The 15,656-nt window shown below is 63.0% G+C and carries 13 protein-coding genes and 2 pseudogenes; 7 read left to right on the forward strand and 8 right to left on the reverse strand.

All coding sequences use genetic code 11. The annotated features are described in order from the left end of the window. Nucleotides 1-68 precede the first annotated feature (68 nt). The 4 genes from IVA87_RS21610 to IVA87_RS21625 all read right to left on the reverse strand — a co-directional run bounded on the left by IVA87_RS21610 (nucleotide 69) and on the right by IVA87_RS21625 (nucleotide 3,907). The gene (locus tag IVA87_RS21610) at nucleotides 69-413 is read right to left on the reverse strand and encodes a DUF1236 domain-containing protein (protein ID WP_247302801.1); all 345 of its coding nucleotides are present in this window, start codon (nucleotides 411-413) and stop codon (nucleotides 69-71) included. 354 nt (nucleotides 414-767) lie between these two features. Continuing rightward, a complete protein-coding gene (locus tag IVA87_RS21615; RefSeq protein WP_247302802.1) occupies nucleotides 768-1,790 on the reverse strand; it encodes an LLM class flavin-dependent oxidoreductase in 1,023 nt (340 codons plus the stop codon). A 1,402-nt stretch (nucleotides 1,791-3,192) separates the two neighbouring features. Then, a complete protein-coding gene (locus IVA87_RS21620) occupies nucleotides 3,193-3,540 on the reverse strand; it encodes a hypothetical protein (RefSeq protein WP_247302804.1) in 348 nt (115 codons plus the stop codon). Between the two features lie 166 nt (nucleotides 3,541-3,706). Continuing rightward, entirely contained in the window at nucleotides 3,707-3,907 is a 201-nt protein-coding gene (locus IVA87_RS21625) for a DUF6494 family protein (RefSeq protein ID WP_027547784.1), read from the reverse strand. 81 nt (nucleotides 3,908-3,988) lie between these two features. Between IVA87_RS21625 and IVA87_RS21630 the strand changes: the two are divergent. Beyond that, nucleotides 3,989-4,096 (forward strand): annotated as a pseudogene (locus IVA87_RS21630) (sulfite exporter TauE/SafE family protein); the annotation flags it as partial. Nucleotides 4,097-4,334: 238 nt separating this feature from the next. Here the strand turns inward: IVA87_RS21630 and IVA87_RS21635 are convergent. Both IVA87_RS21635 and IVA87_RS21640 read right to left on the reverse strand, forming a co-directional pair. After that, nucleotides 4,335-4,910 (reverse strand): DUF1993 domain-containing protein, encoded by a 576-nt coding sequence (locus tag IVA87_RS21635; protein WP_247302806.1) that lies wholly within the window; start codon nucleotides 4,908-4,910, stop codon nucleotides 4,335-4,337. Nucleotides 4,911-5,572: 662 nt separating this feature from the next. After that, nucleotides 5,573-7,594, reverse strand: a complete 2,022-nt coding sequence (locus IVA87_RS21640) for a YgiQ family radical SAM protein (RefSeq protein WP_247302883.1) — start codon at nucleotides 7,592-7,594, stop codon at nucleotides 5,573-5,575. Between the two features lie 289 nt (nucleotides 7,595-7,883). Here IVA87_RS21640 and IVA87_RS21645 point away from each other — a divergent pair, with 289 nt between their 5' ends. Further along, a complete protein-coding gene (locus tag IVA87_RS21645) occupies nucleotides 7,884-8,021 on the forward strand; it encodes a hypothetical protein (RefSeq protein ID WP_247302809.1) in 138 nt (45 codons plus the stop codon). Nucleotides 8,022-8,027: 6 nt separating this feature from the next. Here IVA87_RS21645 and IVA87_RS21650 read toward each other — a convergent pair whose 3' ends face one another. Together IVA87_RS21650 and IVA87_RS21655 are read right to left on the reverse strand one after the other, a co-directional pair. Then, nucleotides 8,028-8,744 carry a GntR family transcriptional regulator gene (locus IVA87_RS21650; RefSeq protein ID WP_247334927.1) on the reverse strand — a complete coding sequence of 239 codons (717 nt, stop codon included), beginning with the start codon at nucleotides 8,742-8,744 and terminating at the stop codon, nucleotides 8,028-8,030. An 11-nt stretch (nucleotides 8,745-8,755) separates the two neighbouring features. Then, nucleotides 8,756-10,168 (reverse strand): FAD-binding oxidoreductase, encoded by a 1,413-nt coding sequence (locus tag IVA87_RS21655; RefSeq protein WP_247302813.1) that lies wholly within the window; start codon nucleotides 10,166-10,168, stop codon nucleotides 8,756-8,758. 161 nt (nucleotides 10,169-10,329) lie between these two features. Between IVA87_RS21655 and IVA87_RS21660 the strand changes: the two genes are divergently transcribed. The 5 genes and pseudogenes from IVA87_RS21660 to serA all read left to right on the forward strand — a co-directional run bounded on the left by IVA87_RS21660 (nucleotide 10,330) and on the right by serA (nucleotide 15,646). After that, nucleotides 10,330-11,214 carry a dihydrodipicolinate synthase family protein gene (locus IVA87_RS21660; protein ID WP_247302815.1) on the forward strand — a complete coding sequence of 295 codons (885 nt, stop codon included), beginning with the start codon at nucleotides 10,330-10,332 and terminating at the stop codon, nucleotides 11,212-11,214. 33 nt (nucleotides 11,215-11,247) lie between these two features. Continuing rightward, nucleotides 11,248-11,481 (forward strand): annotated as a pseudogene (locus IVA87_RS21665) (PepSY domain-containing protein); the annotation flags it as partial. 144 nt (nucleotides 11,482-11,625) lie between these two features. Beyond that, nucleotides 11,626-12,915 (forward strand): DUF1963 domain-containing protein, encoded by a 1,290-nt coding sequence (locus IVA87_RS21670; RefSeq protein WP_247302817.1) that lies wholly within the window; start codon nucleotides 11,626-11,628, stop codon nucleotides 12,913-12,915. A gap of 104 nt (nucleotides 12,916-13,019) precedes the next feature. Then, nucleotides 13,020-14,252 carry a rhodanese-like domain-containing protein gene (locus IVA87_RS21675; RefSeq protein ID WP_247334931.1) on the forward strand — a complete coding sequence of 411 codons (1,233 nt, stop codon included), beginning with the start codon at nucleotides 13,020-13,022 and terminating at the stop codon, nucleotides 14,250-14,252. 149 nt (nucleotides 14,253-14,401) lie between these two features. Further along, the gene (serA, locus tag IVA87_RS21680; RefSeq protein ID WP_247302821.1) at nucleotides 14,402-15,646 is read left to right on the forward strand and encodes a phosphoglycerate dehydrogenase; all 1,245 of its coding nucleotides are present in this window, start codon (nucleotides 14,402-14,404) and stop codon (nucleotides 15,644-15,646) included. Nucleotides 15,647-15,656: the final 10 nt, after the last annotated feature.

Here is a 15,656-nt window from a genome sequence, read left to right on the forward strand (position 1 = left end):
CCCCCTACCGCGAAATGAAAGCAGGATGCACGGCGAGCCGCTCCTCCACGGCCCGCCGCGCGGCGCAGTTAATCCACCTCCTGGACCACCATGCGGGTCTCGGGGTCCACCAGCATGACCCGGTTACCCGAATAGACGTAGCGATACTTCGTCAGCGACGGGCCCCAATCGGCCGGCACGCTGGCGAGCTCGACGTCGCGCGGGACCGGCGAGCCGACCACGATCTTTTCGCGGGTCTCGACCGGACGGATCTTGTGCTCGGTGACGTAAGATCGAATCTTGGTGCGGTATTCCGGCTCGATCTGCACGGTCGCGCCGTGTCCGGCCCCGGTCGTCGTGGTGACGGTGGTTTGCGCCATCGCGCTCGTCGACACGAGCAGAGCGGCGGCCGAAATCAGCATGAACTTCTTCATCGCATTCTCCCTCGCCGCTTGATGCGGCGCTGCGATGAACTCGCCATCAGCTCGGCCGTTCCGCAGGAACGCGGAACGTTTGCCGTTTTTTCCTGTTTCTTCCTCGGGAGCAGTTATTCGGAGGAGAGGATAATGCCTGTATTGATTCTCTGGGCCGTGCCGGCGATCCTGGTTGTCGGCGGTGGCATCTATCTCATTGGCCACATGCACTAAATGCAAAGGCCCCGGTTTCTGAATGCAAGAAGCCGGGGCTGCATAGCTGCAAGGAATTCTCGACGACCTCGTCAGCCCTACGTCGCCCGCTTTCTAAAAACTGAACGGCATCGTACGAGCGACAGCTGCCGGTCGTTTGCCTCACCGCCACCGCAGCGCCGGCGCCACCTGAGTCAGGATCGCCTCGAGCGCATGCGCGCAATAGGCGACGCCAAGCTGGTTGGGAATCGTCAGCAGCAACGTGTCCGCTTCCGCGATCGCCTCGTCCTGGCGCAGTTGCTCGATCAGCACGTCAGGCTCCGCCGCATAGGAGCGGCCGAAGATCGCGCGGGTGCGCGGGTCGATGAAGCCGATCTGATCCTCCCCTCCGCGCTCCCCGCCGAAATAAGCGCGGTCGCGATCGTCGATCAGCGCGAAGATGCTGCGGCTCACCGATACACGCGGCTCGCGGCTGTGCCCCGCCTCTTTCCACGCCGCGCGATAGGCGCGGATCTGCGCCGCCTGCTGCACATGAAAAGCCTCGCCGGTCTCGTCGTTCTTCAGCGTCGAGCTCTGCAAGTTCATGCCGAGCTTTGCTGCCCACACCGCGGTGGCGTTCGAGCCGGCGCCCCACCAGATGCGTTCGCGCAAGCCTTGCGCATGCGGCTCGAGGCGCAACAGCCCGGGCGGATTGGGAAACATCGGCTGCGGATTGGGCTCGGCAAAACCCTCGCCGCGGAGCAGGTCGAGGAAGACTTCCGCGTGGCGCCGACCCATGTCGGAATCGCTCTGGCCCTGGGCCGGGCGATAGCCAAAATAGCGCCAGCCGTCGATCACCTGCTCGGGCGAGCCGCGGCTGATGCCGAGCTGGAGCCGCCCTCCGGCGATGAGGTCGGCGCTTCCTGCGTCCTCCACCATGTAGAACGGGTTCTCGTAACGCATGTCGATCACGGCCGTGCCGATCTCGATCCTGCTGGTCTTGGCGCCGACGGCGGCGAGCAGCGGAAAGGGTGATGCGAGCTGCCGGGCGAAATGGTGGACGCGGAAATAGGCGCCGTCCAAGCCGAGCTGTTCCGCCGCAACCGCAAGCTCGATCGATTGCAGCAGCGTGTCCGCGGCCGAGCGGGTCTGTGACTGCGGCGAGGGCGTCCAGTGTCCGAAGGACAAGAATCCAATCTTTTTCATGGAGGCAAAGTAAGTATGATCGCAGGAGTTTGCGATACGGCTGGAGGAAAGTTGGACAGAGCGGAAGGCGTGTACTCGCAAGTGCCGCCCTTTGGGGAGAAGCAGACCTAAGCAGACAACGCCGTCATTTCGCAGTTTGACCCATCGCAGGCGTTCGGGCCTCTGGGGTCGGCGTCGCGTTTTGACGCTGAACAGACGACTAAATGTTGCCGACAGCGACGCATTTGGAAAACATCTTCGCCCGACAGCCCAGAGCCGAGGCCCCGTCATCGCTCTGCATGGTCTCGCCATGCCTGCGCAGCGTCTAGCGCCGCTTCCCAATAAGACGATGCGGGCATCCGGTGCTCGCGTAAAATTACGGCCAAATGCCGGATAGAAGCTAACGCACCGGCACGACGCGGGTCATCTTGCTGTGCTGGCCTAAGGTCTTGCATTAGATTGTTGAGCAATATTGCTGCTTGATCTTCGCAGGTCTCCCGCGCTTCTTGCAATATCAGGAGCGCGTAACGCGCCTCTACGTACTGGCTCATTATCGTCGCCTGAATTCAACCGACGGAGACCGAAAATCTTGCCTCTGTGCTGGTAATGTCCCTTACCTGCCGCAAAGAGGCGCAGACCGGAGCACCGGTTGTTGCCTTCCGGCAGCGGCCCTATTTCGCAGGCAACTGGCGCTTCCCGTGAGCCTCCCCGCGCTCGCACTTTCCTCCAGTTCTCTCCGCCTTCTGCTCGGCTAAAAGCACTTGCGCTCGCAACTGTTCCAACTCGGCAAGTTGAAAAACGAGCGCTTCAAGGCGGTCGTGAAGAACTACAACTTCGTGCGCGCGGACGTAGTGCATTGCCAGCCCCTCTTCTTTTAAGACTTGCCCGTTCGCTGGACCCGCGGGAAAATCTGGCAACTTCGGCCATGGCACGCATTTACATACAGCAAGGTGTATCGCACCAAGGCCAGTTAGCCGGGGCACCCGCCGCATCGCATGCTTCGTGTCTGATGCTGGAGAACCTGGAACAATCCTTCGCTAAGCATCTCGGTTCTTGCGCCGGTTGGAACTGCGTTGTTCGACTTATCGGTTGGCCAGGCCATCGAGTTCCAAGCGCCAGGCCAAAACAGGCGACCATGGAGGGTACTCGGCGTGTCGAACTGAAGGAGGCGTTGGCATGCGCCATGGTTCAGCTAAACAGGCCGCCTTAACAGTCATCGATATCACCGTCGTTCTGGCTGTCGTACTACCTGGCAACCTTCTTCAGGGCTTTAAGTCCAACTGAACTGCCCTCTCGATCTATAATCGAGCTGGGCACCCACCGCTGCTTACCCACGGCTCTTTCAAGGCGCACTGCGGGAAGATCTTTGATGGTTGTTCTGCACTGGATGAGTCCGATTGTGGGCCGAATGCGAAGTCGGGTCTCACCGTTCAGCCATCTCCTCGTCAGGGCAAACCGGAAATGGCACTCCAGCTGCCCAATAGGCGCTTTTGACCCGGAGCGGAAGTTCCGCGTTTCGACGCGCAACGCAATCTTTACCATGGGCTCGTCGCAAGCCGGAAGGATCAACTTGGGGGGTGCCGCGGATTGCAAGGATGCATAAGTGATCAGTATGAGCAAAGGCATCCCAACCGGCAAAACTTATCTCGGGTTCGCCTTGCTCTGGCAGGTCGTGTTCTTCGTCGCGTGGTGTATCGTCTTTTTTGAGGCTGGTTACTTCGCGACCACAATGGTTGTGATCCTGCTCACCGCGTATGGGTTCTTCCGACATGCCAGATCGATTGGCCGTCGCGCAAAGCAAGTCATTCGGCCGCCAACGCCTGAGCTTCGCCGATGGCTCTCGATCACGTCAGAGCGCCGAGACGCTATCAACGGCGGTCCTCGCTATTAAACGGCTGGTTCTGACCCTGAACGGACGTTGGGTCGGTGTGCCCTCGTCAGAGTGCGACTGTTTCCTCGACAACATGTTTCAGCGGCGTCCCCTCAGCGGACAGCGTCATTCGCAGTTTGAGCTCGCCACCTTTCACCGCCCCGCTACGCACTAGATTCTCGATTTCACGCTGCGATGTAACTCCGACATGCTTCAGAAACTTACGGATAGCCATATTGAAGCGGTCTTCATCGAACTCGGCGGTCATGGCTTTTCTCCCTGATCGGCTGGGCAAAGCCTAACACATTGGCGATCCCGTGTTTACAGCCCCCAAGTCCCGGACTAGAGATCAATGATCGGGACGTTCATTCGCCCGTTGCTTCTGGGCATCGTGGCGAGTTCAATCTTGTTGCCGGGACTGGCTGCGATCTTGGTCATCTCAGTGGTCAAGGTTTGACGACGCGAGTAAGCCGCCTCGCTTCGCGGCGTCGCTCGTCAGAATGTCGCCTGTTGGCCTGCTGAAGACCGAATGCTCCATCCGTAAGTCTGCTCGCTGGGACTAACTGGACATAGTTCGGCCCCAGCGCGATCGCTGCTCGTGACCCGGAGCGGGCATCTATGGGCGCGTGCCGTCGGCAAGATGCATGCTCTGCTAGCCGACTACTCGCCTCCATTAGAGTGCATGCGCCGTTGGCTTAGATCGGTCTGGTGCGCAACTGTCCCTGGAAATGGTATTTTCCAAGCGGTATGCCCCGCGTGCGCAGGATGTTGTACGCTGTGACAGCATGGAAATAGAAGTTGGGTAGTGAGTACGAGAGGAGGAAAGTCTCTGGCGTGAGGGCCAATGTCCGCGGGACCCAGCCCGAAGTTGTGGGATTGTCCACGTCGAGCGGCTGATAGATTTCGATGTCCAGATTCTTGCCGGACCAACTATTGACCTCATCGGGTGAGAACGCTTCCAGCGCCACTATTGCGTGGCCGACCATCGTTCGTAGGTCGGCAAACGGCATCGCGCCGACCAGGGGCGGTGGGGCGAACACGCCGGTCTTCACAGCCTCCATCCCCCATATTGCATGATGCGTCAGGGCTTCGATCTGGAAGTGAAAAGGTGCCATGTCGGGGAAGAGGCGGGCCTTCACAACTTCTTCCAGGCCGGCCCCGGTCTCGGCGCAATGTTTGGTCGTGCGGTCGAGAAAGCCTCCGACGGCCCTAGCGGTCTGCAGGAAAGTCGGAACGCTGAGGTCGTAGAGTGATGTCGCAACCTGTGCCATGGTGAAAATTGTATCATAGAGCGGACAACTTAACACCAACTGCTGGCTCTCGCGCCGATGCACCCTCTTGGCCTGTAGCTGCCTCGCCCGACCATGCAACGACCGTCTGCTTTGAGGTGGAGAGCGGATTAGGGGCGTGAAGTCTCTTCGCTTCAGCATGTGGCCCTTAGCTGACTTCCAAAGGCGAACCGGCCAGGTCTGCTTTCGAAGGCAGAACGGACGCAGCCTGCTTGGGGGCTGATCGATAAATGCACGCCCTAGCGCCTCGGATTTGGTGTCGGCCGTGTTGACGAAGCTGTGACGGCTCGGGCGTGGACCACCAGCCGCGAAGGGTGAAGCCGGTGTCACACGGTGCCAAAGTGCTAATTCCCCGGGGAGTATATCCCCCTGCACGCGTCGAACAGGCGTGTGACAGCCTGCGCGCGGGACGCGGTGTGAAGCTCGAGGATATCGATGCGGGCAGAGACCGGGCTCGCTCTATCCCGCCTGCCCAATGATGCCATCATGCGCCTGTGTTGCCCGACGGGGCAACGACTTTTTGCCCGACGGGTCAGCGTCTCTGCAAGGTGTCCAAGCCATTGATCCCGCTAGGGGCGGCTACTGTGCATGGGGTTGTTTTCGACATTTTTTGTTGCGGGGGGCACGAAAGCTCCCTCGTCCCGCTACTTCATCACCCGCACGCCCTTGGTTGTAAACCGCTGCGTCCTGCCGCCGGGGCGCACCGGGCGCTTCGTGCCGGCGGCCTTGCCGGTGCCGGGGGGCTGGTGCGCGGGGACGAGCTGGTGGGGCTGCGAGCCGATCAAATCGGCGCGGCCCATCTCCTTCAGCGCCTCGCGCAGCACCGGCCAATTGTCGGGGTCGTGGTAGCGCAGAAACGCCTTGTGCAGGCGGCGCTGGCGCAGGCCCTTGATCGCCTCGACCTTGTCGCTGCCGCCGTGGCGGACGCCGCGCAAGGGGTTGACGCCGGTGTGGTACATCGCGGTGGCGGTCGCCATCGGCGAGGGCAGGAAGGTCTGCACTTGATCTGCGCGATAGCGGTTCTTCTTCAGCCAGAGCGCGAGATTCATCATGTCCTCGTCGGTCGTGCCGGGATGTGCCGCGATGAAATAGGGGATCAAATAATATTTCTTGCCGGCCTGCTCGGCGGCTTCATCGAACATCCGCTTGAAGCGGTTGTAGGCGCCGATGCCCGGCTTCATCATCTTGTCGAGCGGGCCGCGCTCGGTATGTTCCGGCGCGATCTTCAAATAGCCGCCGACGTGATGGGTGACGAGCTCCTTGATGTATTCGGGGCTCTCGACCGCGAGATCGTAGCGCACGCCGGAGGCGACCATCACCTTCTTGATGCCGCGGGTCTCGCGCACCTTGCGATAGAGCCGGATCAGATCGTCATGCGAGGTGTTGAGGTTCGGACATATCTCGGGGAAGACGCAGGACGGCCGCCGGCACGCCGCCTCGACCTTCGGATCCTTGCACGCCATCCGGTACATGTTGGCGGTAGGGCCGCCGATGTCGGAGATCACGCCGGTGAAGCCCGGCGTCTTGTCGCGGATCTTCTCGATCTCGCGCAGGATCGAGCCCTCCGAACGGTTCTGGATGATGCGGCCCTCATGCTCGGTGATCGAGCAGAAGGTGCAGCCGCCAAAGCAGCCGCGCATGATCGTCACCGAGAACTTGATCATCTCCCAGGCGGGGATCTTTGCATCACCGTAGGACGGATGCGGCGCGCGCGCGTAAGGCAGGTCGTAGACCGCGTCCATCTCCTCGGTGGTGAGCGGGATCGGCGGCGGGTTCAGCCAGAGATCGCGATCGCCGTGACGCTGCACCAGCGGCCGCGCATTGCCGGGATTGCTCTCCCGGTGCAGCACGCGTGAAGCGCGCGCATAGGCCTCGCGGTCCTGCTCGACCTGCTCGAGGGCCGGCAGGCGGATCACCGTGGAGCCTTTTTGGCGCGATGCGCCTTCATCGGCGGAGTCGAGATCGTCGGCGTGCAGCTCAGTGTAATCCGCAGGGACCTTGCGGAACAGCGCGACGCCCCTGATGTCGTCGAGCTCGCGCGGCGCTTCGCCGGCGGCGAGCCGCTGCGCCACTTCGACGACGGCGCGCTCGGCATTGCCGTAGAGCAGAAGGTCCGCCTTGGCATCGGCCAGCACCGAGCGGCGCACCTTGTCGGACCAGTAATCGTAATGCGCGATCCGGCGCAGCGAGGCCTCGATGCCGCCGAGCACGATCGGGACGTCCTTGAACGCCTCGCGGCAGCGCTGGGCGTAGACGATGGTGCAGCGGTCCGGCCGCTTGCCGCCTTCGCCGCCGGCGGTATAGGCATCGTCATGGCGCAGGCGGCGGTCCGCGGTGTAGCGGTTCACCATCGAATCCATGTTGCCGCCGGTGACGCCGAAGAACACGCGCGGCTGGCCCAATGCCCTGAACGGCTCGGCCGAGTGCCAGTCCGGCTGCGCGATGATGCCGACGCGAAAACCTTGCGCCTCGAGCAGCCGGCCGATGATCGCCATGCCGAAGCTCGGATGATCGACATAGGCATCGCCCGTCACCAGCACGATGTCGCAGGCATCCCAGCCGAGCGCATTCATCTCGGCACGGCTCATGGGGAGGAACGGTGCCGGCTTGCGCGGGCGCGCCTGTGTCATCAGAGGCTTTTCGACGGTGACGATCTGGGTGTCCATACGGATAGGCATAGGGCTCCGGGCGGGTGAATACAACCGATCGATGCGCGGCCTTTGCCGATGTCTCGCCGATGCAGCTTGGCGGCATCGTCATGACGAGTTGAGCGCGGAGTTCCAGCCTCGCGGCCGCCCAGATCGGGTGGCGCCCGCGGGAACCAATCGCCGCTGCGAACATTCTGGTTCAGGGTTCTAACCGGGCCCGAGTCGCGCGCGCCTCCACCATCTCGGCGTTCGTGACGTCGCCTCTGGCGATGGGGGAATTGTGAGCACCGTCATAGAGAACTTGCTGATGCGGAAGCAGAAGCTCGTGGAACAGCTCGAGACAGCGCAGTCGGTCGAAGACCGCGACAGGCTCGAGCACCAGCTCGAACAGATCAACACCGCGCTGGATTTTCTGGACAGGCCGGGACCGGCGGAGGAGCCGTGACGACGCTCAATCCACCCTCGGCGCCTCCATCTTCATCTTCACCGCCTCTACTTTCAGCGCCTCTACTTTCAGCGCCTTGGCATAGACCACGCCCGAATTGGTGATGTGCGTCGTCATCAGTGCTTCGAAGGAGGCTTGCTCGCCGCGTGCGAACAGATCGAGCAGCCTGCGATGCTCGTCGAAGGACGAGCGGGTGCGCACGTCGATCGGCGAGGTCAAATTGGTGCGGAGCGCGGCGACGCGGCCGGAGACGAGCTGATAGGATTCGGCGAGGTAGCGGTTGCCGCAACGGGCGAACAGCGCCTCGTGAAAAGCGGCGTCGGCGCGGCCATAGGCGATGTTGTCTCTTGCCGCGATCGCCGGCTCCATCGCGGCGATCGCTGCGCTCATCGCCGCGACAGCACCGTCGCGGTCGTGGCGGAAGGCGAACTCAGCGGCCTTCGGCTCGAGCGCGATGCGGAAGGTGCAGAGCGCATGGATGTCCTCCGCGCTCGGCGTGAATACGAAGCTGCCGACCTGCGGCCGGATCACCACGAGGCCTTGCGCCTGCAGCTGGCCCATCGCTTCGCGCACCGGCGTGCGGCTGACGCCGAAGGAATTTGCCACCATCTCCTCGGAGATGGCGGCGCCGAGCGCGAACTCACCGTCGATGATGGCCTGGCGCAGCCGCTGCATCACCCGCTGCGACAGCGATTTCGGCGTATCGAGCTTCAGCGATTTCATGGGCTGTTCGGTCAGATCACCTTGCCGGGATTGAGCAGATGCTCGGGATCGAGCGCGGCCTTCAGCGTGCGCATCAGCGCGATCTCAGGCTCGCTCCTGGCGTGATCCAGCCATTTCTTCTTCAGCGTGCCGATGCCGTGCTCGGCGGAGACGCTGCCGCCCATCTCGCGCACGAGACCGTAGATGATCGCGTCCATTTCCTCCTTCGGCTGCTGCGCGACGGAGAGACCCGTGACCCAGGAGACGAGATGCAGATTGCCGTCGCCGATATGGCCGTAATAGACGCTCTCGCAGCCCTTGATGCCATCGGCGAGTGCGGCCTTGCAGCGCGTCGCGAACTCGTCCATCCGCGCCACCGCCAGCCCGATGTCGTAGGAGATGTGCGGCCCCAGCACCTGGCCGAACTCGGCACAGATGTCGCGCACGCGCCAGAACGCTTGCGTTTGCGCCAGCGATTGCGCCACCGCCGCGTCAGTCAGCAGCCCGCGCTCCATGAGCTCTTCGAGCCAGGTCTGGAAGCGCGGCGCGTCGATGCTCTCGTCGGTGCCTTGCGCCTCGACCAGCACGTAGAGGCCGTGGCCTGCTGCGACCGGCGGCTTCACGCCGGCGCGAATCGTGATCACGTCCCAATAGTCCGGCCACATCACCTCGAAGGCCGACAGCAGCGGCCCGAGCCCGCTGCGTGCGGCGCCGAGCAGCGCGATCACCGCGGCATAGTCCTTCAGCGCGCAGAGCGCAGCCATGGTCGAACGCGGTTTTGGAAACAGCCGCAGCACCACGCGGGTGATGATGCCGAGCGTGCCTTCCGAGCCGATGAAGAGATGCTTCAGATCGTACCCGGCGTTGTTCTTTATCAGCTTGTTGAGATTGGTGATGATGGTGCCGTCGGGCAGCACCACTTCGAGCCCGAGCACAAGCTCGCGCGTCATGCCGTAACGGATCACGCGGTTGCCGCCGGCATTGGTCGAGAGATTGCCGCCAATGGCACAGGAGCCGCGCGAACCGAGATCGAGCGGAAAGAAGAAGCCGGCCTCATCTGCGGCCTTCTGGATCGTCTCCAGCGGCGTGCCTGCCTTCACCGTCATCGTTGCCGACGCAGGATCGATCTCCTCGATGCCGGTCATGCGCTCGAGCGAGATTGCGACCCAGCCTGTTTCGGGCGATGCGCCGCGGCACAGCCCGGTCAATCCGCCCTGCGGCACGAAGGGAAGCCGCGCCTGCCGGCAGACCAGAATCGCATCGGCAACGCCCTGCGCATCGAGCGGACGGATCACCGCGCGCGGCGTTTGCGGCAGGCTTGCGCTCCAATCGTTGCAATTGCGCGCCGGCACGTCGCTGCCGGTCAGCACCGCGGCCGCGCCGAGCTTGTCGCGAAGTGCGCAGAGCAACTGGTCGGGAAGCTCAATGTTGGGCGCCATGTCCATGCGAGACCTCCTCACGATCTGCGGCCGCCGATCGCCGCGGGATTGCGTTCGCCTTGTATGTAAGGTACATCAGAAGAAGTAAAGCAAAAACACCGCTTCGACAGGCCTGAAGATCGCGAGAAATCAGGGGCTTAGTCTGAAGCGCAGCAATGGGTGGTATCATGATGGAGGCAATTCGCGGGTTCTGGGTGGCATCAGTGACGCCCCTGGCGACGGACGGCAGCGTGGACAGCACAAAGCTCGCGGCTCATGCCAAGCAACTCTTCAGTAGAGGGATCGACGGTGTCGTGCTGTTCGGCACCACTGGCGAGGGCACCTCGTTCAATGCCGCCGAACGTATCGCGACCATCGAAGCCGTGCTCAAGGCCGGCGTCGCGCCGGAACGTATCGGCATCGGCGGCGGCTTCCCCGCCATCACCGACGGCATCGCATTGACGCGCGCCGTGCTCGGCCTCGGCCTGCGTCACGTCCTGTTGCTGCCGCCTTACGTCGATCGCAACGTCACCCCTGAAGGCATCGAGGATGCCTTCGCCGCGATCATCGACGGCGTCGGCGACGATCGCCTGCGCGCCTCGCTCTATCATATTCCGCAGGTCTCGGGCGTCGCGATCCCGACCAGTGTCGCTGCGAATCTGCGCAAGCGCTACGGCAAGCTGATTGCGGGCCTGAAGGACTCCAGTGGCGACTTCAAGCAATTCCAGGCGTTCCGCAACGCCGCGCCCGACCTCGCGATTACTGTCGGCAACGAAGCCGACATCGCCCGTGCGATCGCCGCCGGCGGTGCCGGCACCATCTGCGGCATGGCCAATGTCGTGCCGGAGCTGGTCAAGGCCATGGTCGACGGCAAGGATGTCGAAGCGCGCATGCAAGCCGCGATCGACGTCGTGGTCAAGACGCCATCTCTGGTCGCGACGCTGAAGGCCATTCTCGCGGCGCAGACAGGCGATACCAGCTGGCTGCGTGTGCGTCCGCCGCTCCGCGCGTTGTCCGACGGCGCCGCGTTCCAGCGAAAGCTCGATGAACTGATGGCTCCCGCTGTCGCGTGAGATCACGCAGAATCGCGACGGGCCCACGGTGAACAACTGGTCTCCGCGGAGCGCTAAGCCAACAAAACTTTTGGCGAGAGGATTGTCGCCAACGTGCTCGACATCCATCGCGGCGCCATCCTGGGGCGGCCGGGCAAGGTCGCCTTCATGATCGCCGCGGCTTTAATGCCGTTGTTCTCGGTCACGGGCATGTTGCTCTACCTGTCCCGCCGCAGGCTTCGGCGCCCGGCGCAGCCGCCGCCCGGCCGGCTCGTTCCGGGCGAGTGAGGTTCAGCGTTCAGCGGCTCCCGAACAGTCCGTCTTAAGGACATGACGAGCTGGGTATTGCCGCTGCGACTAAGAAACACTTGTGTGCGGTTTCGCGAAATGGTTCGATCCTCATGATACACGCTAAGGTCGTGAGGGGGCTTGATGGCGCGATCCGAACGAGACGAACTTGAACAAGCGGCGCTGCCTGCGGTGCTCGTTCGACGTAGCGATCTGCCCGTGCCCCTTGCTCATCCTTCGCGAAGCTTCTTCGGCGGTCTTCCCAAGCTGCCCCCGCAATTCGAATGGCCGACGGCGGAAGTCAGAGCAAACGAAACCTTGGAGACAGTTGCGCTCACGTTCGTGGCTCAAATTGACTTGGCCGAACTGCCCGGTTCAGGTTGGTCGCCGCTTCCGAAACGCGGCACACTCTATTTCTTTTGCAGTTCGGTATTCGTCGGCGAGGGGCGTCCACCTTGCCGTGTCCTCTATGGTCCGAGCGACGGTGGCGCTTATCCTGACCGTGCGCCGCCGCCAAATTTGATGCCGCTGGCCGGCACTGATGGTGATTACCAAGTCAAATGGCTCGACCCCAACTTCGATTTTCATTCCAAGGTCGAGTTCAAATATCCGATCTCCTTCCGGTTATTCCGCGACTTCTACTTCCGCGAGGACGCAGTCGGAGGTGAGCTTATGGTGGAAGAATTATGCAAGGCTTTGGGTCCGGGGGAGCCGCCGGAGAGTGATCTGCTTCAATTCCGAGGTGCGGCCAAATACGAGAAGGACGAGGATTGGCCCTTCAACTGGCTACTGATCACTTACGTGGTTCGGTCGGTATTGTCGCACGTCCAACGCGATCTGACGCGTGGATACTACGGCAAGCCGCTCACCGACGAAGCAACCATGGAATTGAAGCGGCTTCGCGCTGGTGCCGTCGGGTGGCTCGAGCGGTGTCGGGCGCTCACCCAGATGGATGGCATCGATTTGGACACAAAAGCGAGCTTCAGATCCTGGTGGTTCGATGTCGTGCGAGCCTACGAGAAGCTGGACGGGCAAGTGCGCACATACGCGAGCGAACTCCCGAGGGACCTGGGCAACGCCATCAACCACACGATTCGTTGCATGGCGACCCAACGTGCCGATGGTTGCGATGACGTCCCTCTCAGCTATGTTGCGAATCTCGCGCGGCAGAATCACTGGAAGACGCCAACTGTCGAAGAAGGGCAGCGCCGCCACTTCAGCACGGCGCTTCATCAGATGCTGGGGTATGGCAGCGGCCCGCAGGATGCGACCGAGGAGCATCTGGAAGACATGTTGTTGCTCCAGATACAAGGCGATCTTGCGTTCTTTGATTGGCACTCCGACGTCGGCGGTGTGCTGCATTTTTGGATCGATCGGGATGCTCTTGCCCGGCGCGATTTTTCGCAGGTCGTCGCCACATACGAATGCGACTAGACGGATCTACGCGGCGAATTCGCGATTCTCCTGCTCTCCGATATGGCTGGCCAACACCGCTGCAATGGTTCAAAAGCTTCCGGCCCACATATCGAGTCCATGCCATGAAGCTCCCGACCGTCACTCCCGCCGAGATCCGCCGCTCGTTGCTGCTGCGTGAAGAAATCGCGCTGCTCGATCTCAGATACGAGGCGGCGTTCGCGACTGGCCATCCGCTGTTCGCTGCTAACATGGCTGCCGACCGGATCGCGGTCGAAGCCGAGGTCAGGCTGCCGCGCAAGGACGTGGCGATCGTGCTCTATGATGATGGGGAAGAGCTGGTTGCGACCGGCGCCGAACGTCTGGCCGCGCTCGGCTACAGCAACATCAGCGTGCTCGATGGTGGGCTGAAGGCCTGGCGCAAGGCCGGTTACGAGGTGTTCGAGGACGTCAATTCCTATTCAAAAGCATTTGGCGAACTGGTCGAGGCGCGCCGCCACACGCCTTCCCTCAGCGCCGACGAGGTGGCAAGACTCATTGCCGAGAAGGCCAACATCGCCATTCTCGACGTTCGCCGCTTCGACGAATATGCGACCATGAACATTCCGGGCTCGGTCAGCGTGCCGGGCGCGGAGCTGGTGCTGCGCGCGGGCAGCGCCGCGCCCGATCCCGCCACCACGATCATCGTCAATTGCGCCGGCCGCACGCGCTCGATCATCGGCACCCAGTCGCTGATCAATGCCGGCGTGCCCAACAAAGTGTGCGCGCTGCGCAACGGCACAATCGGCTGGACGCTGGCGCGGCACAGGCTCGATCACGGCGCCGACAGGCGCGGCGCGATCGGGCCGTTCGAAGGCGGCCCCGCCAATGCCCGCGACGTGGCCTATCGCGCCGGCGTTCGTCATATCGGCGCGAGCGAGGCGGCGGCGCTTGTCGCGCAGGCCGAGCGCACGCTCTATCGCTTCGACGTGCGCGATGCCGAGGAATATGCGGCCGGCCATCTTCCCGGCTTCCGCCACTATCCTGGCGGTCAGCTCGTCCAGGAGACCGACATGGCCGCGCCGGTGCGTGGGGCGCGCATCCTCCTGACTGACGACAAGGGCGTCCGTGCCGACGTGACGGCGTCCTGGCTCGCGCAGATGGGCTGGGAGGTCTATGTGCTCGAAGGCGGCTATGACGGTGCGCTCGAGATCGGCCCGTCGCGCGTATTGCCGAAGCCCGATCCGGCAAATCGTTACCGCCGCCCCTATGAAGGCACCGACGTCGCGGAAGGTGCGATGCAGGCCTATCTGAACTGGGAGTACGGCCTGGTCGAGCAGCTCCGCCGGGACGGAACGCACGGGTTTTATGTGATCTGAGTCTGTTGCCCGTCACCCTCTCGGATGGCGGAATTGCTGACGCAAGCATGACGGGCGCCCGCCATCTTCTCCCCGTATCTAGGCCCTATTGTGCCGCGCACCGTCCGCGGTCTATGAGCTGCGGCAAAGGTGCTACTTACGGAGATACAATGCCAGCCCCAGGCCAAAGCCCCGAGCGGAATGCGAAGGCGCTGCTGCTCGAAGGCGTCAATGATAGCGCAGTCGACCTATTCAAAAGCGCGGGCTTCACCAATGTCGAGCGCCTGACCAAGGCGCTGGACGGCGAGGATCTCCGGCGGGCGCTCAAGGGCGTGTCGCTGCTCGGCATCCGCTCGCGCACCCAGATCACCGATGAGGTGCTTGGGGCCGCCGACCAGCTTCTCGCGGTCGGCTGCTTCAGCGTCGGCACCAACCAGGTCGATCTGACGGCGGCGCGCAAGCGCGGCATTCCCGTGTTCAATGCGCCGTTCTCCAACACGCGCAGCGTCGCCGAGCTCGTGATCGGCGAGATCGTGATGCTGCTGCGGCGGATCTTTCCGCGCTCGGCGTCGGCGCATGGCGGCGGCTGGGACAAGTCGGCGACCGGCAGTCGCGAGGTGCGCGGCCGCACCCTTGGCATCGTCGGCTACGGCAATATCGGCTCGCAGCTCTCGACGCTCGCCGAGGCCATGGGCATGCGCGTGATCTATTTCGACCGCACCGACAAGCTCCGTCACGGCAACACCGAGCCGGTCGAGAGACTGGAGGAGCTGCTGGCGCAGAGCGACGTCGTCAGCCTGCACGTGCCCGAGACGCCGGAGACCGCCGGCATGATCGGCGAGAAGGAGCTGCGGGCGATGAAATCAGGCTCGTTCCTGATCAACAACAGCCGCGGCACCGTGGTCGATCTCGATGCGCTCGCGCGCGCCTTGCGCGACGGCCATCTCGCTGGCGCGGCCGTCGACGTGTTTCCGGTCGAGCCGTCCTCGAACGCGGATCGCTTCAACAGCCCGATGCAGGGCCTCGAGAACGTCATCCTCACGCCGCATATCGGCGGCTCGACCGAGGAGGCGCAGGAGCGGATCGGTGGTGAGGTTGCGCGCAAGCTGGTCGACTATTTCATCACCGGCTCGACCATGGGCGCGGTGAACTTCCCGGAGGTGCAGTTGCACTTGCGGCCCTCTGGCGCGCGCTTCAGCCACGTCCATCGCAACGTACCCGGCATGCTGCGGCGCCTGAACGAAGTCTTTCTCCAACGCGACATCAACATCGCTGCGCAATATCTGGAGACCGCCGGCGATCTCGGCTACGTCGTGCTCGATGCCGACTTGGCCGGTCAGGATTCGGCAGCGCTGCTCCAGCAGATCCGCAGCCTCGAGGGCACGGTCGGCGCGCGGCTGGTGTTCGAGCACTAGCGCATCATTG

The organism is Bradyrhizobium sp. 147 (assembly GCF_023073935.1).
GTDB lineage: Bacteria > Pseudomonadota > Alphaproteobacteria > Rhizobiales > Xanthobacteraceae > Bradyrhizobium.